28 protein-coding genes are annotated in these 26,753 nt (G+C 67.1%); 10 read left to right on the forward strand and 18 right to left on the reverse strand.

Going from position 1 to position 26,753, the window contains the following annotated elements; genetic code table 11:
* The first annotated feature begins 54 nt into the window (after positions 1-54).
* Positions 55-687 (forward strand): uracil phosphoribosyltransferase, encoded by a 633-nt coding sequence (gene upp / locus ACIPR8_RS14645; RefSeq protein ID WP_132863075.1) that lies wholly within the window; start codon positions 55-57, stop codon positions 685-687.
* 47 nt (positions 688-734) lie between these two features.
* Here the strand turns inward: upp and ACIPR8_RS14650 are convergent, their stop codons facing one another.
* From ACIPR8_RS14650 to rsmD, 7 genes are all read right to left on the reverse strand, one after another.
* Complete coding sequence (locus tag ACIPR8_RS14650) at positions 735-1,568, reverse strand: alpha/beta hydrolase family protein (RefSeq protein WP_446541474.1); 834 nt, start codon at positions 1,566-1,568, stop codon at positions 735-737.
* 96 nt (positions 1,569-1,664) lie between these two features.
* Positions 1,665-2,555 (reverse strand): MBL fold metallo-hydrolase, encoded by an 891-nt coding sequence (locus tag ACIPR8_RS14655; RefSeq protein ID WP_132863073.1) that lies wholly within the window; start codon positions 2,553-2,555, stop codon positions 1,665-1,667.
* Between the two features lie 258 nt (positions 2,556-2,813).
* Entirely contained in the window at positions 2,814-4,556 is a 1,743-nt protein-coding gene (gene ggt, locus ACIPR8_RS14660) for a gamma-glutamyltransferase (protein WP_446541475.1), read from the reverse strand.
* Positions 4,553-4,837 carry a YfhL family 4Fe-4S dicluster ferredoxin gene (locus ACIPR8_RS14665; protein WP_132863071.1) on the reverse strand — a complete coding sequence of 95 codons (285 nt, stop codon included), beginning with the start codon at positions 4,835-4,837 and terminating at the stop codon, positions 4,553-4,555. Before ACIPR8_RS14665 ends, ggt begins: the two co-directional genes overlap by 4 nt.
* A gap of 208 nt (positions 4,838-5,045) precedes the next feature.
* Positions 5,046-5,537: a hypothetical protein gene (locus ACIPR8_RS14670; RefSeq protein ID WP_132863070.1), complete on the reverse strand. Its 492-nt coding sequence runs from the start codon at positions 5,535-5,537 to the stop codon at positions 5,046-5,048.
* A gap of 43 nt (positions 5,538-5,580) precedes the next feature.
* Positions 5,581-6,087: a pantetheine-phosphate adenylyltransferase gene (gene coaD / locus ACIPR8_RS14675; protein WP_192286016.1), complete on the reverse strand. Its 507-nt coding sequence runs from the start codon at positions 6,085-6,087 to the stop codon at positions 5,581-5,583.
* The gene (gene rsmD, locus ACIPR8_RS14680) at positions 6,084-6,710 is read right to left on the reverse strand and encodes a 16S rRNA (guanine(966)-N(2))-methyltransferase RsmD (protein WP_446541476.1); all 627 of its coding nucleotides are present in this window, start codon (positions 6,708-6,710) and stop codon (positions 6,084-6,086) included. Before rsmD ends, coaD begins: the two co-directional genes overlap by 4 nt.
* Before the next feature lie 203 nt (positions 6,711-6,913).
* On the opposite strand from rsmD, the gene htpG reads away from it, so the two are divergent.
* From htpG to ACIPR8_RS14700, 4 genes are all read left to right on the forward strand, one after another.
* Positions 6,914-8,818 carry a molecular chaperone HtpG gene (gene htpG / locus ACIPR8_RS14685; protein WP_446541477.1) on the forward strand — a complete coding sequence of 635 codons (1,905 nt, stop codon included), beginning with the start codon at positions 6,914-6,916 and terminating at the stop codon, positions 8,816-8,818.
* 322 nt (positions 8,819-9,140) lie between these two features.
* Positions 9,141-10,460, forward strand: coding sequence for a signal recognition particle-docking protein FtsY (gene ftsY / locus ACIPR8_RS14690; RefSeq protein WP_446541478.1), 1,320 nt, complete (start codon positions 9,141-9,143; stop codon positions 10,458-10,460).
* 164 nt (positions 10,461-10,624) lie between these two features.
* Complete coding sequence (gene mutY / locus ACIPR8_RS14695) at positions 10,625-11,680, forward strand: A/G-specific adenine glycosylase (RefSeq protein WP_446541479.1); 1,056 nt, start codon at positions 10,625-10,627, stop codon at positions 11,678-11,680.
* 17 nt (positions 11,681-11,697) lie between these two features.
* On the forward strand, positions 11,698-11,970 hold the full coding sequence (locus tag ACIPR8_RS14700) for an oxidative damage protection protein (RefSeq protein WP_192286021.1): 273 nt from the start codon (positions 11,698-11,700) through the stop codon (positions 11,968-11,970).
* A 91-nt stretch (positions 11,971-12,061) separates the two neighbouring features.
* Here the strand turns inward: ACIPR8_RS14700 and ACIPR8_RS14705 are convergent, their stop codons facing one another.
* The 10 genes from ACIPR8_RS14705 to ACIPR8_RS14750 form a co-directional block, all read right to left on the reverse strand.
* Positions 12,062-12,523, reverse strand: a complete 462-nt coding sequence (locus tag ACIPR8_RS14705; RefSeq protein ID WP_313254467.1) for a DUF6491 family protein — start codon at positions 12,521-12,523, stop codon at positions 12,062-12,064.
* Positions 12,524-12,616: 93 nt separating this feature from the next.
* On the reverse strand, positions 12,617-13,477 hold the full coding sequence (locus ACIPR8_RS14710) for an ATP-binding cassette domain-containing protein (RefSeq protein WP_446541480.1): 861 nt from the start codon (positions 13,475-13,477) through the stop codon (positions 12,617-12,619).
* Between the two features lie 7 nt (positions 13,478-13,484).
* Positions 13,485-14,726, reverse strand: a complete 1,242-nt coding sequence (locus tag ACIPR8_RS14715; protein WP_132863062.1) for a lipoprotein-releasing ABC transporter permease subunit — start codon at positions 14,724-14,726, stop codon at positions 13,485-13,487.
* 23 nt (positions 14,727-14,749) lie between these two features.
* On the reverse strand, positions 14,750-15,199 hold the full coding sequence (locus tag ACIPR8_RS14720) for a hypothetical protein (protein WP_446541481.1): 450 nt from the start codon (positions 15,197-15,199) through the stop codon (positions 14,750-14,752).
* Entirely contained in the window at positions 15,150-15,404 is a 255-nt protein-coding gene (locus tag ACIPR8_RS14725; RefSeq protein ID WP_132863060.1) for an FAD assembly factor SdhE, read from the reverse strand. Before ACIPR8_RS14725 ends, ACIPR8_RS14720 begins: the two co-directional genes overlap by 50 nt.
* Before the next feature lie 203 nt (positions 15,405-15,607).
* Positions 15,608-16,393 carry a succinate dehydrogenase iron-sulfur subunit gene (locus ACIPR8_RS14730; RefSeq protein ID WP_446541482.1) on the reverse strand — a complete coding sequence of 262 codons (786 nt, stop codon included), beginning with the start codon at positions 16,391-16,393 and terminating at the stop codon, positions 15,608-15,610.
* An 18-nt stretch (positions 16,394-16,411) separates the two neighbouring features.
* On the reverse strand, positions 16,412-18,202 hold the full coding sequence (gene sdhA, locus ACIPR8_RS14735; RefSeq protein WP_192286025.1) for a succinate dehydrogenase flavoprotein subunit: 1,791 nt from the start codon (positions 18,200-18,202) through the stop codon (positions 16,412-16,414).
* A 3-nt stretch (positions 18,203-18,205) separates the two neighbouring features.
* Positions 18,206-18,589 (reverse strand): succinate dehydrogenase, hydrophobic membrane anchor protein, encoded by a 384-nt coding sequence (gene sdhD / locus ACIPR8_RS14740; RefSeq protein WP_132863057.1) that lies wholly within the window; start codon positions 18,587-18,589, stop codon positions 18,206-18,208.
* Positions 18,586-18,978, reverse strand: coding sequence for a succinate dehydrogenase, cytochrome b556 subunit (gene sdhC / locus ACIPR8_RS14745; protein WP_132863056.1), 393 nt, complete (start codon positions 18,976-18,978; stop codon positions 18,586-18,588). The genes sdhD and sdhC overlap by 4 nt, the downstream gene beginning before the upstream one ends.
* A gap of 55 nt (positions 18,979-19,033) precedes the next feature.
* Entirely contained in the window at positions 19,034-19,207 is a 174-nt protein-coding gene (locus ACIPR8_RS14750; protein ID WP_132863055.1) for a DUF1674 domain-containing protein, read from the reverse strand.
* A 39-nt stretch (positions 19,208-19,246) separates the two neighbouring features.
* Between ACIPR8_RS14750 and ygfZ the strand changes: the two genes are divergently transcribed.
* Entirely contained in the window at positions 19,247-20,104 is an 858-nt protein-coding gene (gene ygfZ / locus ACIPR8_RS14755) for a CAF17-like 4Fe-4S cluster assembly/insertion protein YgfZ (protein WP_192286026.1), read from the forward strand.
* 15 nt (positions 20,105-20,119) lie between these two features.
* Here the strand turns inward: ygfZ and ACIPR8_RS14760 are convergent, their stop codons facing one another.
* Positions 20,120-21,220, reverse strand: a complete 1,101-nt coding sequence (locus ACIPR8_RS14760; RefSeq protein WP_446541483.1) for an ABC transporter ATP-binding protein — start codon at positions 21,218-21,220, stop codon at positions 20,120-20,122.
* 330 nt (positions 21,221-21,550) lie between these two features.
* Here ACIPR8_RS14760 and zwf point away from each other — a divergent pair, with 330 nt between their 5' ends.
* The 4 genes from zwf to edd all read left to right on the forward strand — a co-directional run bounded on the left by zwf (position 21,551) and on the right by edd (position 26,714).
* The gene (gene zwf, locus ACIPR8_RS14765) at positions 21,551-22,996 is read left to right on the forward strand and encodes a glucose-6-phosphate dehydrogenase (RefSeq protein WP_192286028.1); all 1,446 of its coding nucleotides are present in this window, start codon (positions 21,551-21,553) and stop codon (positions 22,994-22,996) included.
* Positions 22,993-23,997, forward strand: a complete 1,005-nt coding sequence (glk, locus tag ACIPR8_RS14770) for a glucokinase (RefSeq protein WP_192286029.1) — start codon at positions 22,993-22,995, stop codon at positions 23,995-23,997. Before zwf ends, glk begins: the two co-directional genes overlap by 4 nt.
* Positions 23,994-24,713, forward strand: a complete 720-nt coding sequence (pgl, locus tag ACIPR8_RS14775) for a 6-phosphogluconolactonase (protein ID WP_446541484.1) — start codon at positions 23,994-23,996, stop codon at positions 24,711-24,713. The genes glk and pgl overlap by 4 nt, the downstream gene beginning before the upstream one ends.
* A gap of 84 nt (positions 24,714-24,797) precedes the next feature.
* Positions 24,798-26,714 (forward strand): phosphogluconate dehydratase, encoded by a 1,917-nt coding sequence (gene edd / locus ACIPR8_RS14780; protein WP_446541485.1) that lies wholly within the window; start codon positions 24,798-24,800, stop codon positions 26,712-26,714.
* Positions 26,715-26,753: the final 39 nt, after the last annotated feature.

Genomic DNA, 26,753 nt, shown 5'->3' on the forward strand with positions numbered 1-26,753 from the left:
CGAGCCGGGACGCAGGCGTCAAACTGTGGCATCTCCCTACCGCGTAGTACCCCAATGAAAATCGTCGAAGTCCGTCATCCGTTGGTCCAGCACAAGATCGGCCTGCTCCGCGATCCGGCCATGAGCACCAAGGATTTCCGCGAGGTCGTCAATGAGCTGGGTACCCTGCTGGCCTACGAGGCCACCGCAGACCTGGAAACCGAGAACCATACCCGCGACGGCTGGGCCGGCCCGGTGCAGGTCCAGCGCATCGCCGGCGCCAAGATCACCGTGGTGCCGATCCTGCGCGCCGGCCTGGGCATGCTGACCGGCGTGCTGTCGCTGATCCCGGCCGCCCGCGTCAGCGTGGTCGGCCTGCAGCGCGACGAGGAAACCCTGCAGCCGGTGCCCTACTTCGAGCGCCTGACCGGCCGCCTGGAAGAGCGCGATGCGCTGATCCTGGACCCGATGCTCGCCACCGGCGGCACCCTGATCGCCACCATCGACATGCTCAAGCGCGCCGGCGCCCGCCGCATCAAGGGCATTTTCCTGGTGGCCGCGCCGGAAGGCATCGAGGCGGTCAAGGCGGTCCACCCCGACGTGGAGATCTTCACCGCGGCCATCGATGAGCGCCTCAACGAGAAGGGCTACATCCTGCCGGGCCTGGGCGACGCCGGCGACCGCATCTTCGGTACCCGGGTCGGCTGATCCGGCTCCCTGCCCCCGGACATCCGGGGGCAGCGCTGTTCTCCCCTTCAGCGACGCAGCCACTGCTCTCCAGCCGCTGCCGGCGCAGCCAACGCGGCCCGCGCCTGCGGATCATCCAGCAGCTCGGCCTGCAGGAATGCCGTCCCCAGCTGCCGGGCGCGATCAAACAACGCCTCCGGCTCGCCGCCGATCAGGTTGTGGTCGCCGCCAGCCAGCACCACGCCGGTCTTGTCCCCGGCCGGTGCCGTTTCCACCGCGTACAGGTGATCGGCGGGGTTGCTCACGAAGCCCGGCACCACGTCCTTGTCACCGGTGACCTCCAGCAGCGGGACCGCGAGCGAGGCATAGCTGTCCGGCCCGATCAGGCCGGGAATCTTGCCCGGCGAGGAAAAGCCCAGCACCGCGACCACGGACGGATCACGCAGCGGCCCCAGCGTGGCCAGCGCACCGCCCAGCGCGGTCGATATCAGCGTACCCAGGCTGTGCCCGGCAGCGGCCACCGGCTTGCCCGGCCAATGCGCGGCAGCGTAGGCGCTGGTGGCGCGCATGTCGCTGAAGCGCTCGCCCAGGCTCTGCTGCAGGGTGAACTTGTCGCGCTCCGGGTACTTCATCGAATCCACGTGGACTGGCGCCAGCACTGCGAAGCCGGCGTCCACCCACGTCTGGAACAGCCGCTCGTAACGCTCCGGCCACGCGCCATGGCCGGATGAGAACAGCACCACGCCACGCACCTGCGCCGGCTCCCATACCGCCATCGTGGTGGAACGCTGCGCGCTCACCTGCAGCGGCTCCACCCGGGACGGGGCCGCCAGCGCCACGACGGATGGCACCAGCAGCAGCGCGCAGAAGGCAGCACGACGGATCAGGCGGGAAATATTCATGGCATCGACTCCGCATCAAAGGATGGGGTCAATGTCCTCTCCGGCGCCCTCGCGATTCAGTGCCGGAAGTCAGTTTTTTTCGTGCCGTTGGTCAGCTCAGGCCGCCAGCGTGCGTGCCTTCAACTCGCCGACCTCGTGCGCGGTGGCGAAACGGCCCTTCTCGTCACGCACTACCTGTGCCATTGCGCACTGCGGGTCGTGGGTGAAGAACAGGTGCACGTTGCGGGCCAGCTTGTCCTCCAGGAAGGCGCGCTTCTCGTCGATCAGCAGCTCCGCATTGCGGTCGTAGCCCATGGTGATCGGGACATGTACCCAGGAGCGCCCGGGAATGAGGTCGGCGCAGAACACCACGCCGCCGCGCGGCTGGCCGTTGACCTGTTCCGGGCCGACGATCTCGGCCAGCATCAGCCCTGGCGTATGCCCGTCGCTGAAGCTGAAGCGCACCGATTCGCCCAGTGCCTTCGAGTGGGCACCCGACACCACTTCCAGCCGGCCACTGGCTTCCAGCAACCCCGGCAGTTCCGGGATGAAACTGGCCCGGTCGCGCGGATGCGGATGGCGGGCACGCTCCCAATGGGCCGCACCGACGACGAAGGTGGCATTGGGGAACAGCAGCTCCGGCTCACGCCCCTCCGACCACGGTGCCAGCAGGCCGCCGGCATGATCGAAATGCAGGTGGCTGAGCACCACCACATCGATGTCCTCGTGCTCGAAACCTGCCTCGCGCAGCGAATCGATCAGGATGTGGCGCGGCTCCATCACCCCGTAGCGCTCGCGCAGCTTGGGTTCGAAGAACGCGCCGATGCCGGTTTCGAACAGCACCGTCTTGCCGCCCAGCGGGCTGGCCAGCAGCGCCCGGCAAGCCAGTTCGATGCGATTGAGTTCATCCGACGGCGACCACTTTTCCCACAACGCCTTGGGCGCGTTGCCGAACATGGCACCACCATCGAGCTTCTGCGAATTACCGCGGATCGACCAAAGTTTCATGTGAAAAATTCTAACCGGCGCACGTTAAATATTCGCAAGTTGTGAGTGGCGAATTATTGACGCGATCGGCCACCGGCACGCCGTGTCCGCCACCCCACCGGGACGTGTGGCCTCGCTGGCCCCAGCCTCCCGCGACAGGGCCGGCTCGGGCCCACGCCCTGCCCGGCTACCTGCCACGCAGCGGTCAGCCCCGGAAGCCCGTCAAAGAAAAACCCCGCTCGAAAGCGGGGTTCCCATCACCACGTCGGTAGCGCCGGATCAGTCGGCCTTGACCGGCTTCTCGACCCGTGCACTGCCCACCGGGTTACGCGGATCGCTACCGCCGTACAGCGTGTTGGTGCTGCGGTCCCATTCCACCGTCTGCAGGTTGCCCCACACATGACTGGAGCCACGGCCGCCGGCGGCGCTGTCGCCGGGCAGGTCGATCTTGTGGCCCATCGCCTGCAACTGCTTCACGGTCTCCGCGTCAAAGGTACCGTCCTCGGCTTCGATCAGGTCCGGCAGCCACTGGTGGTGGTAGCGCGGCAGCGCGGCGACCTGCTGCGCGGTCAGGCCATCGTCGTAGCCCAGGATGCCCAGCAGCACCATGGTGATGATGCGGCTGCCACCCGGCGTGCCGATCACCACCACCTTGTCGTCCTTCTCCATGAAGGTGGGCGTCATCGAGCTGAGCATGCGCTTGCCCTTCTTCGGTGCATTGGCCTCGTAACCCATCACGCCAAAGGCGTTCGGGGTACCCGGCTTGAGCGCGAAGTCATCCATCTCGTTGTTGAGCAGCACGCCGGTGCCGGCCGGGATCAACCCCGAGCCGTACAGCAGGTTCACCGTCTGGGTGCCGCCGACGCGGTTGCCTTCGGCATCGATGATGGAGAAGTGCGTGGTCTCGTCGTCTTCCAGCGGCGTCGGATTGCCCGACAGCAGGTCGCTCGGCGTGGCCTTCTCCGGATGGATGGTCGCGCGCAGGCCCTGCGCGTAGTCGCGGCTGGTCAACACCTTCTGCGGGATGTCGACGAAGTCCGGGTCGCCCAGGAAGAAGGTGCGGTCGCGATAGGCGCGGCGCATCGCTTCCACCACCAGGTGGGTACGGTGGGCGGCGTCCATCTTGTCCAGGTCCCAGCCTTCCAGGATCTGCAGCATCGATGCCAGCGCGATGCCACCGGAGGATGGCGGCGGCGCGGTGGTGATCTTCCAGTCGCCATAGTTGAAGACGATCGGATCACGGGTCTTGACCGTGTAGCCGGCCAGTTCCTCGGCGGTCCAGCGACCACCGGCCTGCTTCACGCCGGCCAGCAGCTTGCGGCCAGTCTCACCGCGGTAGAAGCCGTCAAAACCACGGTCGGCCAGCAGCTGCAGCGTATGCGCCAGCTCGGGCTGCTTGAACACGTCGCCTTCGGCGATCGGGCGACCATTGCGCAGGTACACCTCGCGCGTCCCGGGGTAGCGTTCCATCACCTCCGCACGCGAGGCATAGCCCCGTGCCATGCGTGCGTACACCGGGAAGCCGTCGGTGGCGACGCGGATGGCCGGCGCCAACGAATCCTTCAACGGCAGGCGGCCATGCTCGCGGGCAATCTGCACCAGCGCCGCCGGCAGGCCGGGGATGCCGGCCGACCACGCACCGTTGACCGAGCGGTCGCGGTCCAGGTCACCGTTCTTGTCCAGGAACTGGTCCGGCGTGGCGGATTCGGGCGCGGTCTCGCGCGCATCCAGCATCACGTCCTTGCCGGTCCTGGCGTCGTGCAACAGGAAGAAACCGCCGCCGCCCAGGCCCGAGCTGATCGGCTCGACCACGGCCAATGTCGAGGACACGGCCACCGCCGCGTCGAATGCGTTGCCGCCCTTGGCCAGGATCTCCATGCCGGCATCGGTGGCCAGCGAATGGCCGCTGGCGATCACCGCACCGTCCGGATGGGCCGCGCGCGCCGGCGCGGCCTCCGACGCCCACACGCTCGGGCTCAACAACAACGCACACAACAACAGGGAACGGGCGATGGGTTTCATGCCTGCGGGTTCTCCGGTTCGTAAAGTTCGGGATGATCACGCTGCAGCCCGTGCAACTTGGCCAGCAACTGATCCTGTGTCTCGGGGATGTCCGGGTCCGGGTCGATGCATTCGACCGGGCAGACCACCACGCACTGCGGCTCGTCGAAATGGCCGACGCATTCGGTGCAACGGGCCGGATCGATCACGTAGATCGTCTCGCCCATTGAAATGGCCTGGTTCGGGCAGGCGGGCTCACAGACGTCGCAGTTGACGCAGAGCTCATTGATTTTCAGGGACATGCCACTTCCTGCCTTCCCGTTGCGACGGGACATTCAACCAACCACGCCGCTCCCGGTGCAGGAGCGGCTTCAGCCGCGAGGCTGACAAGGCTTCCACGAAGGAACGCCTGCAATCACATCATCGCCGGTGTTGCCTGCGTCGCCTCCAACGCCTGCCACCCGCGCCTTGAAGCAAGGCAGGGCCGCATCGCGGCCCTGCCCCATCGCATTACTTGGCTTCGACGAAGATGTAGTCGGCGCCGGTCGGCTTGACGATGGTCTGCACGCGGGCGTTGTCGGCGGCATCGCCGATGAACACCACGCGCACGTTCTTCATCGAATCAGCCTGCACGCCCTTGAAGGCGGCTTCGATCATGTCGGCCATCTTGGCCGAGGCCGAGGAACCGAAGGCCAGCATGTTGCCCGGCTGGATGCCACGGCCGATGGCGGTGGTGGCGCTCTCGACCTGGCGGTCGTACTTGGCGGCGAATTCCGGGTCCGATTCCGGCGGGAGGTAGTACAGGAACGGGCTGGCGGTGATGTTGCCCATGTTCTGCACGGCCACGGCCTGCAGGTACTTCTTCCAGCCCGCATCGTCGTCCTTGGCCGGGGCAACCAGCGCCTGCTGGGCTTCCGCCACCGGAGCGGCCTCTTCCTTCTTGCAGGCGGTGAAAGCCAGCACCATCGAAGCGGCCAGCATCACGCGCATCGTGTTCTTCATGTTTCTTCTCCCTTTTGAGGTTCTGTACGGCTGTTCGGATGTTTCACTTGCCCGCGCGGGCTTCGCGGGCCTTACGCAACGCTTCCAGCACGGTGGCCGGCACGAAGCCGGACACATCGCCCCCCAGCCGGGCGATTTCGCGCACCAGCGAGGAGGAGATGAAGCTGTGCTGCTCCGACGGGGTCAGGAACAGGGTCTCGACCTCGGGGATCAGGTGGCGGTTCATGCTCGCCATCTGGAACTCGTATTCAAAATCGGACACCGCGCGCAGGCCACGCAGCAGCACGCCGCCATGGCAGGCGCGCACGAAATGGGCCAGCAGGGTGTCAAAGCCCACGACTTCCACGTTGTCGTGGTGCTGCAGGGCTTCCACCGCCAGCGACACACGCAGCTCCAGCGGCAACGTGGGGCCCTTGGAGGGGCTCTGCGCCACGCCGACCACGATCTTCTCGAACAGCGGCGCAGCGCGGTTCACCAGGTCGATGTGACCGTTGGTGATCGGGTCGAACGTACCCGGGTAAACGGCAATGCGGCGGTTGGGCGTGGTCATGCGGGTTCAGTCGCGTTCATGTCGCCGCGAAGTGTAACAGTGGCTTGCCGATACAGGGCATAGGCCACATCGCGGGTTCCCCCTTCGCGGTGCAGGCTCCAGCCTGCCGGCAGTGCCGGCATCGATCCGGCCGGGGCCTCCATGTACAACCAGGCATCGTCGGCCAGGTGCCGTGGCAGGCGCGCGATCACCTGTTCCCACAGACCTGCCGCGAACGGGGGGTCCAGGAACACGATGTCGGCCCGCGCCGGCGATGCACTTTCCAGCCAGCGCAGGGCGTCGCCGCTGACCACCTCCACCTGCGCGGCCGCATCCAGCCGGGACACCATGCCCCGCAATGCCGCCACCAGGCCCGGGTCGCGTTCGACCAGCTGCGCCGAGGCCGCGCCGCGCGACACCGCTTCCAGCCCCAGCGCACCGCTGCCGGCGAACAGGTCCAGGACCCGCGCACCGGGCAACTTGGGCATCAACCAGTTGAACAGGGTCTCGCGGACCCGGTCGCTGGTGGGACGCAGCCCCTGGACCTGCGGCACCTGCAGGCGGGTATTGCGCCAGCGGCCACCGATGATGCGCACCTGCCCGGCACCCGTCGGCGGCGCACCGCCAGCGCGCCCACGGCTCATGCGGCCCCTCCCGGCAGGGCCAATGGCAACGGTCGGCGAAGGGAAGGCATCGGCAGGCACCCACAGGACAGCTGAATCAGGCCGCAGATGATAGACCAGCCCCTCGCTCCGGGTGCCGACCTTGAAAATCGCCCATTCACCCCTACCCCTGTGTCAGCCGCCGCGCCGGGCGCGGCACCTCAGCCACGGAGCATCCCCGACCGATGAACGCACAGAGCCACAAGGAAACCCGCGGGTTCCAGACCGAGGTGAAGCAGCTGCTGCACCTGATGATCCACTCGCTGTACTCGAACAAGGAGATCTTCCTGCGCGAGCTGGTGTCCAACGCCGCCGATGCCAGCGACAAGCTGCGCTTCGAGGCGCTGACCCGGCCGGAGCTGCTGGAAGGCAACGGCGAGCTGCGCATCCGCATCGAGGCCGACCCGGCCGCCCGCACCCTGACCATCGACGACAACGGCATCGGCCTGAGCCGCGATGAAGCCATCGCCCACCTGGGCACCATCGCAAAGTCCGGCACCGCCGAGTTCCTGAAGAACCTGTCCGGCGACCAGAAGAAGGACTCCAACCTGATCGGCCAGTTCGGCGTGGGCTTCTACTCGGCCTTCATCGTCGCCGACCAGGTCGACGTGTACAGCCGTCGCGCCGGCCTGCCGGCCAGCGAGGGCGTGCACTGGTCCTCGCGCGGCGAAGGCGAGTTCGAGGTGGAAACCATCGACAAGCCCGAGCGCGGCACCCGCATCGTGCTGCACCTGAAGGAAGGCGAGGAAGGCTTCACCGACGGCTGGCAGCTGCGCAGCCTGATCAAGAAGTACTCCGACCACATCGGCCTGCCGATCGAGCTGCAGAAGGAACACCACGGCGAGGAAGCCGACACGCCGGCCACCCCGGTGTGGGAAACCGTCAACCGCGCCAATGCGCTGTGGACCCGTTCCAAGTCCGAGATCTCCGACGAGGAGTACAAGGAGTTCTACAAGCACATCGCGCATGACCCGGCCGACCCGCTGGCGTGGAGCCACAACAAGGTCGAGGGCAAGCTCGAGTACACCTCGCTGCTGTACACCCCGGGTCGTGCGCCATTCGACCTGTACCACCGCGATGCGCCGAAGGGCTTGAAGCTCTACGTGCAGCGCGTCTTCATCATGGACCAGGCCGAGCAGTTCCTGCCGCTGTACCTGCGCTTCATCAAGGGCGTGGTCGATTCCAACGACCTGCCGCTGAACGTCTCGCGCGAGATCCTGCAGTCCGGCCCGGTGATCGACTCGATGAAGTCCGCGCTGACCAAGCGTTCGCTGGACATGCTGGAAAAACTGGCCAAGGACCAGCCCGAGGCCTATGCCGGTTTCTGGACCAACTTCGGCCAGGTGCTGAAGGAAGGCCCGGCCGAAGACTTCAACAACCGCGAGAAGGTCGCCGGCCTGCTGCGCTTTGCCTCCACCCATGACGCCAGCGGCGAGCAGAGCGTGGCGCTGGCCGACTACATCGGCCGCATGATCGAAGGCCAGGACAAGATCTATTACCTGACCGGCGAGAGCTTCCAGCAGGTCAAGGACAGCCCGCACCTGGAAGTGTTCCGCAAGAAGGGCATCGAAGTGCTGCTGATGACCGACCGCATCGACGAGTGGCTGATGAGCTACCTGCACGAGTTCGACGGCAAGTCGTTCGTGGACATCGCACGCGGTGACCTGGACCTGGGGAAACTCGAAACCGAGGAAGACAAGAAGGCGCAGGAAGAAGTCGCCAAGACCAAGGAAGCCCTGGTCACGCGCCTGAAGACCGCTCTGGGCGAAGACGTCGCTGAAGTGCGCGTCTCGCACCGCCTGACCGACTCCCCGGCCATCCTGGCCATCGGCGAGCAGGACCTGGGCCTGCAGATGCGCCAGATCCTGGAAGCCAGCGGCCAGAAGGTGCCGGACAGCAAGCCAGTGTTCGAGTTCAACCCGGCCCACCCGCTGATCGAGAAGCTGGATGCCGAGGCCGACACGGACCGCTTCAACGACCTGGCCCACGTGCTGTTCGACCAGGCCGCGCTGGCCGCGGGCGATAGCCTGAAGGACCCGGCCGGCTACGTCCGCCGCCTCAACAAGCTGCTGCTGGAGCTGTCGGTCTGATTGACCGGGAGCGGGCCTTTGGCCCCCTCCCTTTCGCGCAGCGAAGGGGAGGGTTGGGGAGGGGTAAGCATTTCATCCCACCCCAGCAGTACAGCCGCCGCCCCGCGCGCCGGCCGTTGCGCTGATGCAAGGGGCGTTCATCGGGGCGCGAACCCGTGGTTCGCGAGTGCCCCTCTTCACCCCGTAAACGGGAGAGGGGCTTGAGCACCCACCCTTTCGCGCAGCGAAGGGGTGGCTTGGCGAGGGGCAAGCTTTTCACCCCACCCCGGCGACACAACCGCCGGTGGTAGCATATGCATCTGATTTCAGGCCTTTTTCCTCCATGTTCAGCTTTTTCCGCCGCAAGAAGACCGACGACGCACAACCGCCTGCAAAGCCGTCCACGCTGAGCGCGGAAGACCTGGCCGCCGCGTTCCCGAAGGCACCGGCCGAAGCCTCGGCAGAAGCCGACCTCGCCGCGGCGTTCGTCCAGCCTCCGGTTGAAGCGCCCGCCGCAGAAGCCGCCATCGCCGAAACCCCGGTCCAGGCCGAGCCGGCCACCGAAGCCGCGCCGGAGCCCATCGTCGTTGCCGAGCCCGCGCCGGTCGCAAGCGCACCTGCGCCCCAGGCGGAGGTGGCACCCGCTCCCGCCCCCCTCGCCATTGAAGACGTCGCCGCATCGAGCGCGACCGAAACCGATGACGCCCTGATCCCCGCCAACGCCGCGCCCGCTGCTCCGGCCGGCAAGGTCGGCTGGCGCGACCGCCTGCGCAACAGCGTGTTCGCCCGCAGCTTCGGCGGCCTGTTCTCGCGCAACCCCAAGCTCGACGACGACCTGCTGGACGAGATCGAGACCGCGCTGATCACCGCCGACGTCGGCGTACCGGCCACCACCGCGCTGGTGGAAAGCCTGCGCAAGCGCATGAAGTCGCGTGAGTTCGCCGATGCCAACGCCCTGCTGGCTGCACTGCGCGCCGACCTGATCGCGCTGCTGCAACCGGTGTCCCAGCCGTTGGTCATCGACACCCGGGCCAAGCCGTTCGTGATCCTCACCGTTGGCGTCAACGGCGTGGGCAAGACCACCACCATCGGCAAGCTGGCCAAGCGCTTCAAGGACCAGGGTCACAGCCTGATGCTGGCCGCCGGTGACACCTTCCGCGCCGCTGCTGTGGCCCAGCTGCAGATCTGGGGCGAGCGCAACGGCGTGGCCGTGGTCGCACAGGGCCAGAATGCCGACGCCGCCTCGGTCGCCTTCGACGCATTGCAGGCCGGCAAGGCCCGCGGCACCAGCGTGCTGATCGCCGACACCGCCGGCCGCCTGCACACGCAGACCGGCCTGATGAACGAGCTGAGCAAGATCCGCCGCGTGCTCGGCAAGATCGACGACACCGCACCGCACGAAGTGCTGATGGTCATCGACGGCACCACCGGCCAGAACGCGCTGTCACAGGTGCGTCAGTTTCATGCCGCCGCCGGCGTCACTGGCCTGGTGGTGACCAAGCTGGACGGCACCGCCAAGGGCGGCGTGGTCTTCGCGCTGGCCCGCGAGTTCGGCATCCCGATCCGCTTCGCCGGCATCGGCGAGCGCCCGGAAGACCTGCGCGTGTTCGACCCGGAAGCCTTCGTCGACGCCCTGCTGCCGCAGGCGCTGGGCAGCAACTGACCTGAAGCCCCTCTCCCGCGTGCGGGAGAGGGGTTGTGGGGTGAGGGCCCACGGGAGCGAAGCCCCCACGCAGCACCAGCGCCCCCCCCTGCCCTCATCCGCCCCTTCGGGGCACCTTCTCCCGCAGGGAGAAGGGCTTCAAAGTCGCCATCGCCTGCGAGTCCATGTCCAGCTTCCCCAGCCAACTACTGACCTGGTTCGACCAGCACGGACGCCATGACCTGCCGTGGCAGCATCCGCGTTCGCCGTATCGGGTGTGGCTGTCGGAGATCATGCTGCAGCAGACCCAGGTGGCCACGGTCATCCCGTACTTCCACCGCTTCATGCAGGCATTCCCCACCCTTCCTGATCTGGCCAGGGCCGACAACGACACGGTGATGGCCAACTGGGCCGGCCTGGGCTACTACGCCCGCGCCCGCAACCTGCATGCCGCGGCGAAGCAATGCCTCGAACGGCATGACGGTGACCTGCCACGTGACTTCGATGCCCTGCTCGCCCTGCCCGGGATCGGTCGCAGCACTGCCGGCGCCATCCTCAGCCAGGCCTGGAACGACCCGTTCCCGATCGTTGATGGCAACGTGAAGCGCGTGCTGACCCGTTACCACGGCATCGTCGGCTTCCCCGGCCAGCCGGCCATCGAGAAGCAGCTGTGGGGGCTGGCCGCAGCGCATGTCACCCAGGTGCCCGCCGGCCGCATGGCTGACTACACCCAGGCCCAGATGGATTTCGGTGCCACGCTGTGCACCCGCGCCAAACCGGCCTGCATCCTGTGCCCGCTGCAGGGCAACTGCCTTGCCCATGCCGAAGGACTGGTCGACGCACTGCCCACGCCCAAGCCGAGCAAGACCCTGCCCGAGCGCGAGGCCACGGCCCTGCTGCTGGAGGATGCCCAGGGGCGGATCCTGCTGCTCAAGCGCCCGCCGACCGGCATCTGGGCCTCGCTATGGACGCTGCCGCAGGCCGATACCGACGCACTGATGCGCGAATGGTTCGCCACCCACATCCAGGGTGATTACGACAATGCCGAAGAACTGCCGTTGATCGTGCACACCTTCAGCCATTACCGGCTGCACCTGCAGCCCTTGAACGCCCGCAAGGTCGCCCTGCGTGCCCGGGTTGGCGACAATGCCGACCTGCGCTGGGTATCCCGCACGGAGCTGGCCAACCTCGGCCTGCCCGCTCCCATCCGCAAACTGCTTGAGCGCCATCGCGCGCACTGACATCACAGGACCACGCCATGCCCCGTTCCGTCTTCTGCCAGTACGAACAACGCGAAACCGAAGGTCTGGACTTCGTGCCCTACCCCGGCGAACTGGGCCAGCGCATCTTCGCCAACATCGGCAAGCAGGCGTGGGCCAGCTGGCTGGCGCACCAGACCATGCTGATCAACGAAAACCGGCTGTCGCCACGCGACCCGAAGCACCGCGCTTTCCTGGAAGAAGAACTGGTGAAGTACCTGTTCTCCGGCGGTGCCGAGAAGCCTGCCGGCTACGTCGCCCCCGAGGCCTGACACCGGCCAGGACGAGAGGTGCCGGGCCATGCCCGGCACCTGACGCTGCCAGCAACACCCCGCGGCGCCTGGCGCCGCCCTACCGTGTTGGTTACTTGTCGTCGGCCGCCTGGTCGGCGGCACGCTCGGCGACCTTGGCCTCGCGCAGTTCCTTCTCCGACGCCCGCAGCGCCTTCACGTCCAGCGGCTGGATGCTCTCGATGCGGCATGGCACACGACCGACCGGCCCGCTGCCCAACACCACCACGCGATCAAAGCGTGCCGACACCTGGCCCATCATGTTGGTGATGCTGATGGCCGGCGCGTAGGACAGATCCATGCATGGCCCACTCAGGCTCAGCAGCCACGCCTCGCTCGGCTTGGTCCAGACCGCCAACGCACTGTCACCCAGTTCGGTCCAGCCGTTGAACGAACCGAAGTACCGGAAGCTGTTCACCGGCGCGCCGGCATGGGCGCGGTACAACTCCAGCCGCTCGCTGCTGCTCAGCTTCCCTGCCGTGGCACAGCCGGCCAAGGCTGCGGCAGCCATCAATGCGACAAGCACCTTCTTCATGGCACGACTCCTCTTACCGGGAAAGAAAACCACGCAACATCCAGGCAGGATCATCCTCCCGTCCGGGTGAATTGGCGAGAAACATCCCCGGCCTCAGACCTCGCTGCGCTCCAGCTGGTGCAGGCGGCCCTCGCGCAGCTCCAGCACCCGATCCAACTTGCGGGCCAGGCTGCGGTCATGGGTGACCAGCACCAGGCTGGTCTGGTACCTGCGGTTCAATGCCAGCATCAGCTCGAACACGGTGCCCGCGGTCTTGTCATCCAGGTTGCCGGTGGGTTCGTCACCCAGGATGCAGGCAGGATTGTTGACCAGCGCCCGCGCCACCGCAGCACGCTGGCGCTCACCACCGGACAGCTCGCCCGGCTTGTGGTGCACGCGATGTCCCAGCCCCACGGCCTCCAGTATTTCGGTCGCCCGTTGACGGGCGGCAACAACCTTCTTCCGTCCACTCCAGTACGAGATGACACCCACCCCGAGCAGCCCTGCAAGCCACAACCCCAAGGCAAGCCACAGGAAGATCCAGTGCCCGGTCCTGACCGAGGCCAGCGTGGCGAAACAGACCGTCGCAATGCTCGTGGCCACCCAGCGGCGTCCGGGGACAGGACTCTTCTCATCCAGCATCACCGGCATCATCACGTTTTCCAGCGCGGTGAACTCCGGCAGCAGGTGATGGAACTGGTAGACGAAGCCCAGCGAGCGGTTACGCAGGCGACCGCGCTCGGTGTCGGACAACGCCGACATCCGGTGCCCGGCCACGTAGACCTCGCCCGCGGTGGGAACATCCAGGCCACCCAGCAGGTGCAGCAGCGTGCTCTTGCCGGCACCTGACGCACCGACGATGGCGACCGTCTCGCCGGGCTTCACGTCCAGGTCCAGCCCATCGAACACCGGCGTGTGCATCTTGCCCTCGGCGTAGGTCTTGCCCAGGCCCTCGGCACGGATCACGGATTCCATCGGGTTCTTACTCATAACGCAGCGCCTCGGCCGGTTGGGTGCGGGCGGCGCGCCACGCGGGGTACAGGGTGGCGACGAAGCTCATCAGCAACGCCACGGCGGTGATGATGACGATGTCACTGGTCTGCATGTCGGTCGGCAGGCCGGTGATGTAGTACACGTCTTCCGGCAGCAGCTTGATGTTGAAGGCCGACTCGATCAGGCCGAGGATGCGCTCCAGGTTGAGCGTCAGGGTGATGCCACCGAGCACGCCGGCAATCGTGCCGAACACGCCGATCAGCGTGCCCTGCACCATGAACACCTGCATCACCCCGCCCGGGGTCAGGCCCAGCGTGCGCAGGATCGCGATGTCGGCCTGCTTGTCGGTGACCAGCATCACCTGCGAGGACACCAGGTTGAACGCGCCCATGGCGATGATCAGCGACAGCAGGATGCCCATCACCGTCTTTTCCATGCGCAGCGAGTGGTACAGGTTGGCGTTCTCCTGGGTCCAGTCGCTGACCCGGTAGTAGCCGTTGAGGTTGATCGCCAGGTCGCGGGCCACGGTGTAGGCCTGGTCCATGTCATGCATCTTCAGGCGTACGCCGGTGACGCCATCCATGCGCAGCACGCGCTGCATGTCCTGCATGTTGACGAAGGCCAGGCCGCGATCGACCTCGTTGGAACCGGCCTCGAAGATGCCGCTGACGGTGAAGCGCTTGACCCGCGGCATCGCACCCATCGGCGTGCCCTGCACCTCGGCCAGCGTGGCGACCACGTTGTCGCCCACGTCCACGCCCAGCCACAAGGCCAGTTCCTTGCCCAGCACGATGTTGAACTCGCCCGGCTTCAGATCATCCAGCGAGCCCTTCTGCATCTTGTCGGCCAGCACCGACACCTTGGGCTCCTGCGCGGGATCCACGCCCTGCACGATGGCACCCTGCACGCGCGGGCCGGCCAGCATGCCCTGGATCTCGATGTAGGGTGCGGCACCGGCCACGCGCGGGTCCTTGATCGCCACATCGATGGCGTGCTGCCAGTTCGTCATCGGCTCGCCATCGGCGCTGACGGTGGCGTGCGCCGACATCTGCAGCAGGCGATCGCGGATTTCCTTCTGGAAGCCGCTCATGACCGCCAGTGTGGTGATCAGCACGGTCACGCCCAGCGCGATGCCGAGGATCGAGGCCATGGAGATGAAGGAGATGAAGCCGTTGCGGCGCTTGGCTCGCAGGTAACGCAATCCGATTGCGACGGGTAAGGGTTTGAACATGCGCGTGTGCCCGGGAAGTGCCGCTATGGTGCCATTGTCCCTGCTTGGCGGGAAACGGCATGGGCGCGCACGGCCAGACGCAGTTCACGTCGTCGTGCCTGCGGCAGGTTGTCCGGCCCAAACAGCAGGCAGCCCCGTCGCCCGTCGGATTGCCAGCGCAGCAGTACCAATGGCCCGCGTTCGAGCAGTTCCAGGCGGTCCAGCGACCGGTCGTCCAGCCGGGCCGGCTGCGCGCCGGAGGGGATCAGCAGTTGCACCACCGGCTGCTGCCATTCGCGGCGCACCAGCCGCCACGACCCTGCCAGCCCGAGCACGGCCAACGGCCAGGCCACGGGGGCCTGCAGGTCACACGTCAATGCCGCCAATGCGGCCAGCCCTCCCAGCAGCGTCAGCGCGGCCAGCAGCCAGCGTGACGGCCGGCACTCATACCGGAAGGGAGCGGATATAGGAGAGCAGCTCTGCCTGCGGCGCATCCGGACAGGCCTCGTAGCCCATGGACCAACGCCACAACTTATCGTCTTCGGTTTCCAGCAACTGCAGGAAAACCGCGCGTTCTTCGGCAGGCGCCTGCAGCCAGCGACGGTCAAGGTACCGGCCGAACAACTGGTCGAGCTCGCGCATGCCGCGCCGGCAACGCCAACGCAGCTTCTTCAACAGGATTTCGTCTTCGGTCTGCATGGCTTCGGATACCTCGGATACCAAAGCCCCTCTCCCGCCGGGAGAGAGGTTGGGGTGAGGGTTGGAGCGAAGCTCCCGCGAAATCGATGGCAGCAGGCGTCGCCCCTACCCTCATCCGCCCCTTCGGGGCACCTTCTCCCGCTTGCGGGAGAAGGATATCAAGCACCAACTCCCGCACGCGGGAGAAGGACATCATTCAAGCATCAGGCGCGGCGCGCCATCATCAGCTTCTTGATCTCGGCGATCGCCAGCGCCGGGTTCAGCCCCTTCGGGCAGGTCCGTGCGCAGTTCATGATCGTGTGGCAGCGGTACAGCTTGAACGGATCTTCCAGATCGTCCAGGCGTGCACCGGTGTCCTCGTCACGCGAGTCGATGATCCAGCGGTAGGCCTGCAGCAGGATCGCCGGGCCCAGGTAACGCTCACCGTTCCACCAGTAGCTCGGGCAGCTGGTCGAGCAGCACGCGCACAGGATGCACTCGTACAGGCCGTCCAGCTTCTCGCGGTCTTCCGGCGACTGCAGGCGCTCGCGGTCCGGCGGTGCCGGGGTCTGGGTGCGGATCCACGGCTTGATCGAGGCGTACTGCGCGTAGAAGTGGGTCAGGTCCGGAACCAGATCCTTGACCACGTCCATGTGCGGCAGCGGGTAGATCGGCACCTCGGCCTTGCCGCAATCGGCGATGGCGCGGGTGCAGGCCAGCGTGTTGGTGCCGTCGATGTTCATCGCGCACGAACCGCAGATACCTTCGCGGCAGGAGCGACGGAAGGTCAGGGTCGGGTCGATCTCGTTCTTGATCTTGATCAGCGCGTCCAGGACCATCGGGCCGCACGCATCGAGATCGATCTCGTAGGTGTCGGTACGCGGATTCTGGTCGTCGTCGGGACTCCAGCGGTAGATCTTGAAGGTGCGCGTGTTCTTCGCGCCGCCCTTGGCGGGGAAGTGCTTGCCCCTGGTGATCCGGGAGTTCTTCGGAAGTGCAAATTCAGCCATGTTCGTAGGTTCCCCGGATCAGTAGACACGCGGCTTCGGCGGCACGACGGACACGTCATCGCTGAGCGTGTACATGTGCACCGGACGGTAGTCGAAGCTGCACTTGCCCTTGTCGTCGACGGTGACCAGCGTGTGCTTCTGCCAGTTGACGTCGTCGCGGTCCGGGAAGTCCTCGTGCGCGTGGGCGCCGCGGCTTTCCTTGCGCTGTTCGGCCGAGTTGATGGTCGCAACGGCGTTGAGCAGCAGGTTGTTCAGTTCGTAGGTCTCGATCAGGTCCGAGTTCCAGACCAGCGAACGGTCGGAGACCTTGACGTCCTGGAACGAGTCGAACACCTCGGCCATCTTCTTGCAGCCTTCCTCCAGCGTCTTGCTGGTACGGAACACGGCAGCATCGTTCTGCATCGTGCGCTGCATGTTGTCGCGGATGACGGCGGTCGGCGTATCGCCATTGGCGTGGCGCAGCTTGTCCAGCAGGCCCAGCGCCTTGTCGCAGGCGTCGGACGGCAGGGTCTTGTGCGAGGCACCCGGCTTGATCGTCTCGGCGCAGCGGTTGGCCACGGCGCGACCGAACACCACCAGGTCGAGCAGCGAGTTCGAGCCCAGGCGGTTGGCGCCGTGCACCGACACGCAGGCCGCTTCGCCGATGGCGTACAGGCCCGGCACCACGGCATCCGGGTTGTCGCCGACCTTGCGCACCACTTCGCCGTGGTAGTTGGTCGGGATGCCACCCATGTTGTAGTGGACGGTCGGGATCACCGGGATCGGCTGCTTGTGCACGTCGACGCCGGCGAAGATGCGGGCGCTCTCGGCGATGCCCGGCAGCTTCTTGTCGATCACGCCCGGGCCCAGGTGGGTCAGGTCGAGCAGGATGTGGTCCTTGTGCTCGCCGACGCCGCGGCCTTCGCGGATTTCGATGGTCATCGAACGCGACACCACGTCACGCGATGCCAGGTCCTTGTAATGCGGTGCGTAGCGTTCCATGAAACGCTCGCCGCTGCTGTTGCGCAGGATGCCACCCTCGCCTCGCACGCCTTCGGTGATCAGGCAGCCGGCACCGTAGATGCCGGTCGGGTGGAACTGCACGAATTCCATGTCCTGCAGCGGCAGGCCGGCACGGGCCACCAGGCCACCGCCGTCACCGGTACAGGTGTGCGCCGAGGTAGCGCTGAAGTAGGCACGGCCATAGCCGCCGGTGGCCAGCACCACGCCCTGCGAACGGAACAGGTGCAGGGTGCCTTCGGCCATGTCCAGGGCGAGCACGCCGCGGCAGACGCCTTCGTCGTCGAAGATAAGGTCGAGTGCGAAGTACTCGATCATGAACTGCGCGTTGTGCGCCAGCGACTGCTGGTACAGGGTGTGCAGAATGGCGTGGCCGGTACGGTCGGCGGCGGCGCAGGTACGCTGCGCGGACGGGCCTTCACCGTACTTGGTGGTCATGCCACCGAACGGACGCTGGTAGATCTTGCCTTCTTCGGTGCGCGAGAACGGAACGCCGTAGTGTTCCAGCTCGATGATGGCCGGGATGGCCTCGCGGCACATGTACTCGATGGCGTCCTGGTCACCCAGCCAATCCGAGCCCTTGATGGTGTCGTAGAAGTGGTAGCGCCAGTCGTCCTCGCCCATGTTGGCCAGCGCGGCGGAGATGCCACCCTGTGCTGCAACGGTGTGCGAGCGGGTCGGGAAGACCTTGGTGATGCAGACGGTCTGCAGGCCCTTCTGGGCCAGGCCGAAGGTCGCACGCAGGCCAGCGCCACCGGCGCCGACGACCACCATGTCGACCTTGTGTTCAGTGATGTTGTAAGCGGACATGTATCAGTTCCCAAGCGCGATGCGGGCGACCGCGAAGATGCTGACGATCGCGCCGAGCACGGCGACGAACTTGACCGTGGTCTGCAGGGCCAGGGCCATCAGCGAGTTGTGGATGTAATCCTCGAGCACCACCTGCAGGCCAAGCTGGGCGTGCCAGAACATGGCGACCAGGAAGCCGACCAGCAGGATTGCATTCCACGGCTTGGAAACAGTTTCCACGGCGGTGACGTAGTCGGCGCCGAGCAGGCTCAGCACCAGGCACAGGAACCAGATGGTCAGCGCGACCAGCGCGGTGGCGGTCAGGCGCTGGTGGATGAAGTGCTCGGTGCCGGACTTGGAGCTGCCCAGGCCGCGTGCGTTCTTGAGCGGGGTACGGAACTTGCTCATGCGGCGGCTCCCATGCAGACGTAGGCCCAGATCGCGGCGGTGATGACCAGCGAGGCGATCACCGAGATCCAGCTGCTGCGGATGAAGGTGGGCTTGGCGTAGCCGATGGCGAAGTCCTGCACGATGTGGCGGATGCCATTGCACAGGTGGTAGGCGAAGCACCAGCTCCAGCCAAACAGGATCACCTTGCCGTACCAGGCGCTGGCGTGGGTGGTGAAGCAGCTCCAGGACTCAGGGCCCATCATCAGGGCGAGCAAACCGCCTGCGATGATCAGGGCGCCGACAGCCAGAATGATGCCGGTGGCTCGATGCAGGATCGAGGTGGCCATCTGGATCTGCCAGCGATACACCTGCAGGTGCGGAGAAAGGGGGCGGGGTCTGTTCGCCATTCGCTGACTCGTTATCTCGGCTGGGCGGCACAATGCCGCGTTGGCTCAACGCTGCTCAGAAATCGATGCAGCGCCCGTTTTTTTCCCAATCGCCATATCGCACCGGATCAAGTCCGCCGCGACCACCGATTTCCTGCGGCACCGGCGTGGCCTCGGGAAGCGGCTGCTTCTCGGGGGTCGACGGGGCTTCAGCTTCGGTCTCGGGAGTGGGGGTTGTTTGGCCTATCATGGTCGGTCTCGCAACGCACAAATTTTAGTCCCCAGTCACGTGTCTGACAACCTCGCCCCCGCTTTCAACGGTTTCCGCACATTGGCCATGGCGCAGATCGTGCGCCTTTCCGGCCCGGATGCGGTCGCTTTCGCCCAGGCCCAGTTCGCCAACGACATCCCTTCGCTGGCCGATGGCCATTGGCAATGGAGCGCCTGGCTGACCGCCAAGGGCCGCGTGATCGCCATCTTCCAGCTGCTGCGACTGGATGCGCAGGAGCTGCTGCTGGTCTGCCACGACGGCGGCGCGGCGGCCATCGCCGAGCAACTGCGCCGCTTCGTGTTCCGTCGCAAGGTGGTGGTCAGCCATGCCGACACACTGAGCGTGAATGCGGCGCTGCAGGCCCCGACCGAGGCCGATGGTGCGCGGATCGCGCGGCGCGACGGTGACGTGGTCGAGCTGGATGTCGGCAACCTGGCCCTGCCCCGCACCCTGCTGCTCGGGCCGGCAACCGCGGCCGCCACCCCCGGCGAGGAGCTGGCCTGGCGGCAGAGCGACCTGCGCTTCGGGCTGCCGCGATTGGTGGATGCCCAGCGCGAGCAATGGACGCCCCAGCAACTGGGGCTGGACCGGCTGGCCGCCTACAGCGTGAAGAAGGGCTGCTATCCCGGCCAGGAAATCGTGGCCCGCACCCATTTCCTGGGCAAGGCCAAGCGCTCGCTGGCCCTGCTGCACACCGTGGCCACGCCCGAAGCCGGTACCGCGGTCAGCCAGAACGGCGCCACCATCGGCAGTGTGGCCAGTAGCGCTGGCGTGCTGGCGCTGGCCGTCCTGCCACTGGAGATGGCCGAGGGTCCGCTGCAGGTCCTCGACGCGGACGCCCACATCATGCCGCTGCTGGACGGCCTGGCGCGCTGAGCCGGGTGCCGGGGCTCAACCAGCCCCGGGCGCCTCGGCGCGATTGCCGCTGGCGGCATCGAAGAAGTGCAGCGCCGACGGCCTCACCGCCACCTGCAGTTCCTGCCCGACCTGCGGCAGGGCCTGCGGCGCCACCCGGATGACCAGCGCCTGCGCGCCGAGGCGCAGATTCACGAACATCTCGTTGCCCACCGGCTCGATACCCTCGATCCGCGCGGCGAACGCCCCCTCCCCGGTGGCAGGCTGCAGGTGCTCCGGCCGCACGCCCACCGCCAGTTCGCGGCCCACCCATTCCGGCGCTATCACCGCCGCTCCCAACGGCACCTCGGTGCCGTCGCCCAGCCGCAACCAGGCCGCTCCCTGCGCGTCCCGGTGCAGCACGCCGCGCAGCACGTTCATCGCCGGACTGCCGAGGAAGCCGGCCACGAACAGGTTGGCCGGGCGGTCGTAGAGCGCCATCGGCGTGTCGATCTGCTGGATCACGCCTTCGTTCAACACCACGATCCGCTGGCCGAGCGTCATCGCTTCGACCTGGTCGTGGGTGACGTAGATCATCGTGCTGCCCAGCTTGCGATGCAGCTGGGCGATCTCGGTGCGCACGGTATGGCGCAGCTTGGCATCCAGATTGGACAGCGGCTCGTCGAGCAGGAACACCTCCGGCTCGCGCACCAGCGCACGCCCCAGCGCCACGCGCTGGCGCTGGCCGCCGGACATCGCGCGCGGTAGCTTGTCCAGCATCGTCGTCAGGCCCAGCGCGTCGGCGGCGCCCTGCACGCGGCGCTGCACCTCGGCCTTGTCATGGCCGCGCAGCTTCAGGCCGAAGGCCAGGTTCTCGGCGACGGTCATGTGCGGGTACAGCGCGTAGTTCTGGAACACCATGGCGATGTCCCGATCCTTCGGAGCCACGTCGTTGACGACACGATCCCCGATACGCAGCGTGCCGGCGCTGATGTCCTCCAGCCCGGCCACCATCCGCAACAGTGTGGACTTGCCACAACCCGATGGCCCGACCAGCACCATCAACTCGCCGTCGGCGATCTCGAAACTGGCCCCGTGCACGGCCACCTGGCCGTTGTCGTAGACCTTGCGCACACCCTCGAAGCTCACCTTGGCCATCACCACCTCGTTGACATCGCCACTTCCGGCACTGTGCCCGCAAACGGGCAAATCACTTCATGCCAATGCCTGCATTGACACAGTGCAATCGTATACATCCGAAACCGTGTGCACAGTAAGCATATTCATATGGCAACATCCCGGTTCCGTTTTTCCATTTGCCAGCCCAGATGAACAAGCGGTTCCGCCCTGCGGACCGCGGCGTTCGCGGCACTGGCATTGACTGCAATGCCCCCTCCCCCGGCCCCGGCAGACGCAAGCAGCCCAAGGCTCCAGTTCCTTGAATACAAACAATTGACAACGATGTCATCCGCACACGAAACTCGAGAAATGCACGATACCCTCTTCCTGTTCGGTGCCACAGGCGATCTGGCCCAGCGCTACCTGTTCCCCTCCCTGTTGCGCCTGCTTGGCGATGGCCTGCTGCCGGAAGACTTCAAGGTTCGTGCCCTGGCGCTGTCACCGCACGACACCGCCAAGTTCCACGACATCCTGCGCCCGCGCCTGGAGCAGGCCATGCCGCAGGCCCGCCAGGAAGACATCAACGACCTGCTGCGCCGCATCGACTACCGTTCGGTGGACCTGCGCAACGCCGAGTCGGTGGCCGAGGCCGTCAAGGACCTGGTCGACCGCAGGTGCGTGAGCTACCTGGCGATCCCGCCGGGCCTGTACATCTCCACCTGCGAAGGGCTGGCCCTGGGGGGCGCGCTGGCCGCACCGCACCGGCTGATGCTGGAAAAGCCGATCGGCTCGGACAGCGCCAGCGCCGAGGAGATCCTGCAGACCATCGGCAAGTGGATCGACGAAGACCGCGTGTTCCGCCTGGACCACTACCTGGGCAAGGCCGCGGTGCAGAACCTGATGGCCCTGCGCTTCGGCAACACGCTGCTGGAGGCGGTGTGGAACCGCAACTACATCGAGTCCGTGCACATCATGGTCGCCGAGAGCGACGGCGTGGATGGCCGTGACTCCTATTACTCGCGCTCCGGCGCGCTGCGCGACATGGTCCAGAGCCACATCCTGCAGCTGCTGTGCCTGGTGGCGATGGAGCCGCCGGCCTCGCTGGAAGCCGACCGCATCCGCGACGAGAAGGTGAAGGTGCTGCGTGCCCTGCGCCCGTTCGACGCCCGCCATGCGGCCAAGGATTCGGTGCGTGGCCGCTATACCGCCGGCACCATCAACGACCAGCCGGTGCAGGCCTACCAGCCGCCGGAAGGCAGCGAAGCGGAAACCTTCGTCGGCGTCACCGCGCACATCGACAACTGGCGCTGGGCCGGCGTGCCGTTCCACATGGTCACCGGCAAGCGACTGCCCGAGCGCACCACCCGCATCGAGGTCAACCTCAAGCCGGTCACGCATTGGCTGTTCGAGCGCCCGACCCGCCACCACGCCAGCGCCAACCGCCTGACCTTCCAGCTGCAGCCCCAGGAAAACATCCAGCTCGGCCTGATGAGCTCGCTGGCCGGCCCGGAATGGGGCGCGCTGGAACTGCAACCGCTGGAACTGGAACTGTCGGTCCCGACCGGCCTGCACCGTCGCATCGCCTACGAGCGCCTGTTCCTGGACGCCTTCAACGGCAACCACGCCCTGTTCGTGCGCGACGACGAAGTGCGCGCGGCCTGGGCCTGGATCGACAGCATCAGCGATGCCTGGAAGGCTTCCGAACAGGCGATGGAACCGTACGCCGCCGGCAGTTGGGGCCCGCGTGACGCGGCCCACTTCCTGCCGGGCGACATCGTCGCCGAGGCCAGGGCCGAAGACGGGGACGCGCCGTGAGCGCGTCGACGACGGTCCTGGTCGCCGACATCGGCGGCACCAACGCCCGCTTCGCGCTGGCCGACCTCTCCCTCGCCGCTCCGTTGAACCAGGGCAGCATCGTCGAGTACCCGGTCGCACAGTTCGGCTCGCTCGCCGATGCCGCCGCCCATTACCTGCAAGAGCAGGGCGCCACTGCCAGCAGCGGCGTGTTCGCCGTGGCCGGGCGCGTGGATGGCGACGAAGCACGCATCACCAACCATCCGTGGGTGATCTCGCGCTCGCGTACCGCCGCCCAGCTGGGTTTCGAGCAGCTGCACCTGATCAACGACTTCGTCGCCCAGGCCATGTCGATCGCGCTGCTGGGGCCGGCCGACGTGGTGCAGATCGGCGGCGCCAGCTGGGAGCCGGCACCGGCCGGCGAACCCCGCAACTACTGCGTGATCGGCCCGGGCACCGGGCTGGGCGTGGGCGGCCTGGTGGTGCGCGACGGGCGCAACTACCCGCTCGCCACCGAAGGCGGCCATACCAGCTTCGCACCGGCCAACCCGGAGCAGATCCGCATCCTGGAGCTCCTCTCGGCGCAGTTCGGCCGGGTTTCCAATGAACGGCTGGTCTGTGGCCCGGGCCTGGTCAACATCCACCGCGCCCTGAGCGAGATCACCGGCACCGACCCCGGCCAGCTGGCACCGTCGGACGTGACCGCCCGCGCCGCCGCAGGCGACGCGATCGCGACCCGTGCGGTGGAAGTGTTCCTGGAGATCTTCGGTGCCGTGGCTGGCGATGCCGTGCTGGTGCAGGGCGCCTGGGATGGCGTGTTCCTGACCGGCGGGCTGGTGCCGCGCTTGCTGCAGCAACTGCAGCTGTCCGGCTTCCGCCCCCGTTTCGAAAGCAAGGGCCGCTTCACTGCGACGATGTCGCAGATTCCGTCGATGGCCATCGTCCACCCCTGCCCCGGCCTGCTCGGCGCCACCGCCTATGCGCTGGACCTGCAGCACGCTACACGAGGAACCCCCGCATGAACGCCGCTGTTTCCGACCGCATCACGCTTGTCCGCCACGGCAACGACGAGGACTGGACCGAAAGCGTAGCCAAGGAAATGGCGGGCTTCCTGCAACAGGACATCAAGCAGCACGGCCGCGCCCGCATGCTCCTGTCCGGCGGTACCACGCCGGCACCGGTGTACGAGATGCTGTCCGAGCAGCCGCTGGAATGGGCGCGCGTGGAGGTGGGCCTGGCCGACGAGCGCTGGCTCTCGCCGCAGGACCATGACAGCAATGCATGGCTGGTGCGCAACAGCTTCCTCAAGCTCGCCGAGGGCGCGCATTTCGACCCGCTGGTGCGGGTCGGCCGGCCGATCGCCGAGTGCGTGCACACCGCCAACCTGCTGGCCGAGCATGCGCTGCCGGCCACGCTGGTGGTGCTGGGCATGGGCAACGATGGGCATACCGCTTCGCTGTTCCCCGGCTCGAAGGACCTGGACCGCGCGCTGCAGAGCCGCCAGGCCTATGCCGCGCTGGACGCCACCGGCTGCCCGGTGGCCAAGGACTGGCACCTGCGCATCACCCTCACCCCGCAGGGCCTGGCCCCCATCCGCCATCGCCTGCTGCTGCTGCGCGGCAAGCAGAAGCTGGAGGTGCTGGAAGCCGCGCTGGCCTCGGGCGACGTGCACACCTACCCGATCCTGGCCGCGATCAACGCGCCGGGAAACAAACTGCGCGTCCACTGGGCACCGTAATCGCGGGCGCCGGCCTTGCCGGCATCCGTCCCCCTTCCTTCAAGGCCGGCACACCGTCCGACCTCAACTCATAGCCGGTAGCCAATGAGCCTGCACCCGACCATCCACGCCATCACCGAACGCATCCGCCAGCGCAGCGCCCCGTCGCGCGCGGCCTACCTGGCCGGCATCGACGCCGCCCTGCGCGAAGGCCCGTTCCGTTCGCGCCTGAGCTGCGGCAACCTGGCCCACGCCTTCGCCGCCTGTGGCCCGACCGACAAGGGCCGGCTGCGCGGCGACGTCACCCCGAACCTGGGCATCATCACTGCCTACAACGACATGCTCTCGGCACACCAGCCGTTCGAGCACTACCCCGAGCTGATCCGCAGCGCCGCCCGTGAACTCGGCGCGACCGCGCAGGTGGCCGGCGGCGTGCCGGCGATGTGCGACGGCGTCACCCAGGGCCGCGGCGGCATGGAGCTGTCGCTGTTCTCGCGCGACGTGATCGCCCAGTCCACCGCCATCGGGCTGAGCCATGACATGTTCGACAGCACGATCTACCTGGGCGTGTGCGACAAGATCGTGCCCGGCCTGCTGATCGGCGCGCTGGCCTTCGGCCACCTGCCGGCGGTGTTCGTGCCGGCCGGCCCGATGACCCCGGGCATCCCGAACAAGAAGAAGGCCGAGGTCCGCGAGCGCTACGCCGCCGGCGAAGCCACCCGCGAGGAACTGCTGGAAGCCGAATCGGACTCCTACCATGCCCCGGGCACCTGCACCTTCTATGGCACCGCCAACTCCAACCAGGTATTGCTGGAAGCGATGGGCGTGCAGCTGCCGGGCGCCTCGTTCGTCAACCCGGAACTGCCGCTGCGCGATGCGCTGACCCGCGAAGCCACCGCGCGCGCGCTGGAGATCAGCGCGCTGGGCCAGGACTTCCGTCCGCTCGGCCACCTGATCGACGAGCGCGCCATCGTCAACGCCGTCGTCGCGCTGATGGCCACCGGCGGCTCGACCAACCACACCATCCACTGGATCGCGGTGGCCCGTGCCGCCGGCATCGTGCTGAGCTGGGACGACATGGACCAGCTCTCGCAGATCGTGCCGCTGCTGGCCCGCGTGTACCCCAACGGTGACGCCGACGTGAACCGTTTCGCCGCGGCCGGCGGCCCGGCGTTCGTGTTCCGTGAGCTGATGGACGCGGGCCTGATGCACGATGACCTGGCCACGGTCGCCGCTGGCGGCATGCGCGCCTTCGCGCAGGAACCGCGCCTGATCGATGGCCAGGTCGTCTACGCGCCGACCGTAACCGAGAGCGCGGATCTGGAAGTGGTACGCCCGGCGGCCGATCCGTTCGAAGCACAGGGCGGCCTGCGCCTGCTCAAGGGCAATCTCGGCAAGTCGCTGATCAAGCTGTCGGCGGTGAAGCCGCAGTACCGCACGATCGAGGCCCCGGCCGTGGTCGTCGATGCACCGCAGACATTGAACAAGCTGCACGCCGCCGGTGCGCTGCCGCACGACTTCGTCGCCGTGGTCCGCTTCCAGGGCCCGCGCGCCAACGGCATGCCGGAACTGCATTCGCTGGCACCGCTGCTGGGCCTGCTGCAGAACCAGGGACGCCGCGTTGCGCTGGTCACCGATGGCCGCCTGTCCGGTGCCTCGGGCAAGATCCCCGCCGCGATCCATGTCACCCCGGAAGCCGCGCGCGGTGGCCCGATCGCCCGCGTGCGCGAGGGCGACATCATCCGCCTGGACGGCGAGGCCGGCACGCTGGAAGTGCTGGTGGACGCCGCCGAATGGGCCGCGCGCGGCATCGCCGCCAACACCGCGCCGGCCGGCAATGACATGGGACGCAATCTGTTCGCGATGAACCGCCGCATCGTCGGCCCGGCCGACCAGGGCGCGGTGTCGATTTCCTGCGGCCCGGCCCATCCCGACGGCACCGCGTGGGACTACGACGCCGAATACGAGCTTGGCCATGACGCCGCGGCCGCCGCTGCGCCGCACGAAGCCAAGGACGCCTGATTCCGTGTGCCGCCCGCGGCACGCTTCCGCTGCATTGAG

The organism is Stenotrophomonas sp. LARHCG68, assembly GCF_052871705.1.

Excerpts from the sequence above, each read along its gene's own strand:
- upp (WP_132863075.1), top strand. The coding sequence starts at position 55 with ATGAAAATCGTCGAAGTCCGTCATCCGTTGGTCCAGCACAAGATCGGC.
- ACIPR8_RS14650 (WP_446541474.1), bottom strand. The coding sequence starts at position 1,568 with ATGAATATTTCCCGCCTGATCCGTCGTGCTGCCTTCTGCGCGCTGCTG.
- ACIPR8_RS14655 (WP_132863073.1), bottom strand. The coding sequence starts at position 2,555 with ATGAAACTTTGGTCGATCCGCGGTAATTCGCAGAAGCTCGATGGTGGT.
- ggt (WP_446541475.1), bottom strand. The coding sequence starts at position 4,556 with ATGAAACCCATCGCCCGTTCCCTGTTGTTGTGTGCGTTGTTGTTGAGC.
- ACIPR8_RS14665 (WP_132863071.1), bottom strand. The coding sequence starts at position 4,837 with ATGTCCCTGAAAATCAATGAGCTCTGCGTCAACTGCGACGTCTGTGAG.
- ACIPR8_RS14670 (WP_132863070.1), bottom strand. The coding sequence starts at position 5,537 with ATGAAGAACACGATGCGCGTGATGCTGGCCGCTTCGATGGTGCTGGCT.
- coaD (WP_192286016.1), bottom strand. The coding sequence starts at position 6,087 with ATGACCACGCCCAACCGCCGCATTGCCGTTTACCCGGGTACGTTCGAC.
- rsmD (WP_446541476.1), bottom strand. The coding sequence starts at position 6,710 with ATGAGCCGTGGGCGCGCTGGCGGTGCGCCGCCGACGGGTGCCGGGCAG.
- htpG (WP_446541477.1), top strand. The coding sequence starts at position 6,914 with ATGAACGCACAGAGCCACAAGGAAACCCGCGGGTTCCAGACCGAGGTG.
- ftsY (WP_446541478.1), top strand. The coding sequence starts at position 9,141 with ATGTTCAGCTTTTTCCGCCGCAAGAAGACCGACGACGCACAACCGCCT.
- mutY (WP_446541479.1), top strand. The coding sequence starts at position 10,625 with ATGTCCAGCTTCCCCAGCCAACTACTGACCTGGTTCGACCAGCACGGA.
- ACIPR8_RS14700 (WP_192286021.1), top strand. The coding sequence starts at position 11,698 with ATGCCCCGTTCCGTCTTCTGCCAGTACGAACAACGCGAAACCGAAGGT.
- ACIPR8_RS14705 (WP_313254467.1), bottom strand. The coding sequence starts at position 12,523 with ATGAAGAAGGTGCTTGTCGCATTGATGGCTGCCGCAGCCTTGGCCGGC.
- ACIPR8_RS14710 (WP_446541480.1), bottom strand. The coding sequence starts at position 13,477 with ATGGAATCCGTGATCCGTGCCGAGGGCCTGGGCAAGACCTACGCCGAG.
- ACIPR8_RS14715 (WP_132863062.1), bottom strand. The coding sequence starts at position 14,726 with ATGTTCAAACCCTTACCCGTCGCAATCGGATTGCGTTACCTGCGAGCC.
- ACIPR8_RS14720 (WP_446541481.1), bottom strand. The coding sequence starts at position 15,199 with ATGCGCCGCAGGCAGAGCTGCTCTCCTATATCCGCTCCCTTCCGGTAT.
- ACIPR8_RS14725 (WP_132863060.1), bottom strand. The coding sequence starts at position 15,404 with ATGCAGACCGAAGACGAAATCCTGTTGAAGAAGCTGCGTTGGCGTTGC.
- ACIPR8_RS14730 (WP_446541482.1), bottom strand. The coding sequence starts at position 16,393 with ATGGCTGAATTTGCACTTCCGAAGAACTCCCGGATCACCAGGGGCAAG.
- sdhA (WP_192286025.1), bottom strand. The coding sequence starts at position 18,202 with ATGTCCGCTTACAACATCACTGAACACAAGGTCGACATGGTGGTCGTC.
- sdhD (WP_132863057.1), bottom strand. The coding sequence starts at position 18,589 with ATGAGCAAGTTCCGTACCCCGCTCAAGAACGCACGCGGCCTGGGCAGC.
- sdhC (WP_132863056.1), bottom strand. The coding sequence starts at position 18,978 with ATGGCGAACAGACCCCGCCCCCTTTCTCCGCACCTGCAGGTGTATCGC.
- ACIPR8_RS14750 (WP_132863055.1), bottom strand. The coding sequence starts at position 19,207 with ATGATAGGCCAAACAACCCCCACTCCCGAGACCGAAGCTGAAGCCCCG.
- ACIPR8_RS14760 (WP_446541483.1), bottom strand. The coding sequence starts at position 21,220 with ATGGCCAAGGTGAGCTTCGAGGGTGTGCGCAAGGTCTACGACAACGGC.
- zwf (WP_192286028.1), top strand. The coding sequence starts at position 21,551 with ATGCACGATACCCTCTTCCTGTTCGGTGCCACAGGCGATCTGGCCCAG.
- pgl (WP_446541484.1), top strand. The coding sequence starts at position 23,994 with ATGAACGCCGCTGTTTCCGACCGCATCACGCTTGTCCGCCACGGCAAC.
- edd (WP_446541485.1), top strand. The coding sequence starts at position 24,798 with ATGAGCCTGCACCCGACCATCCACGCCATCACCGAACGCATCCGCCAG.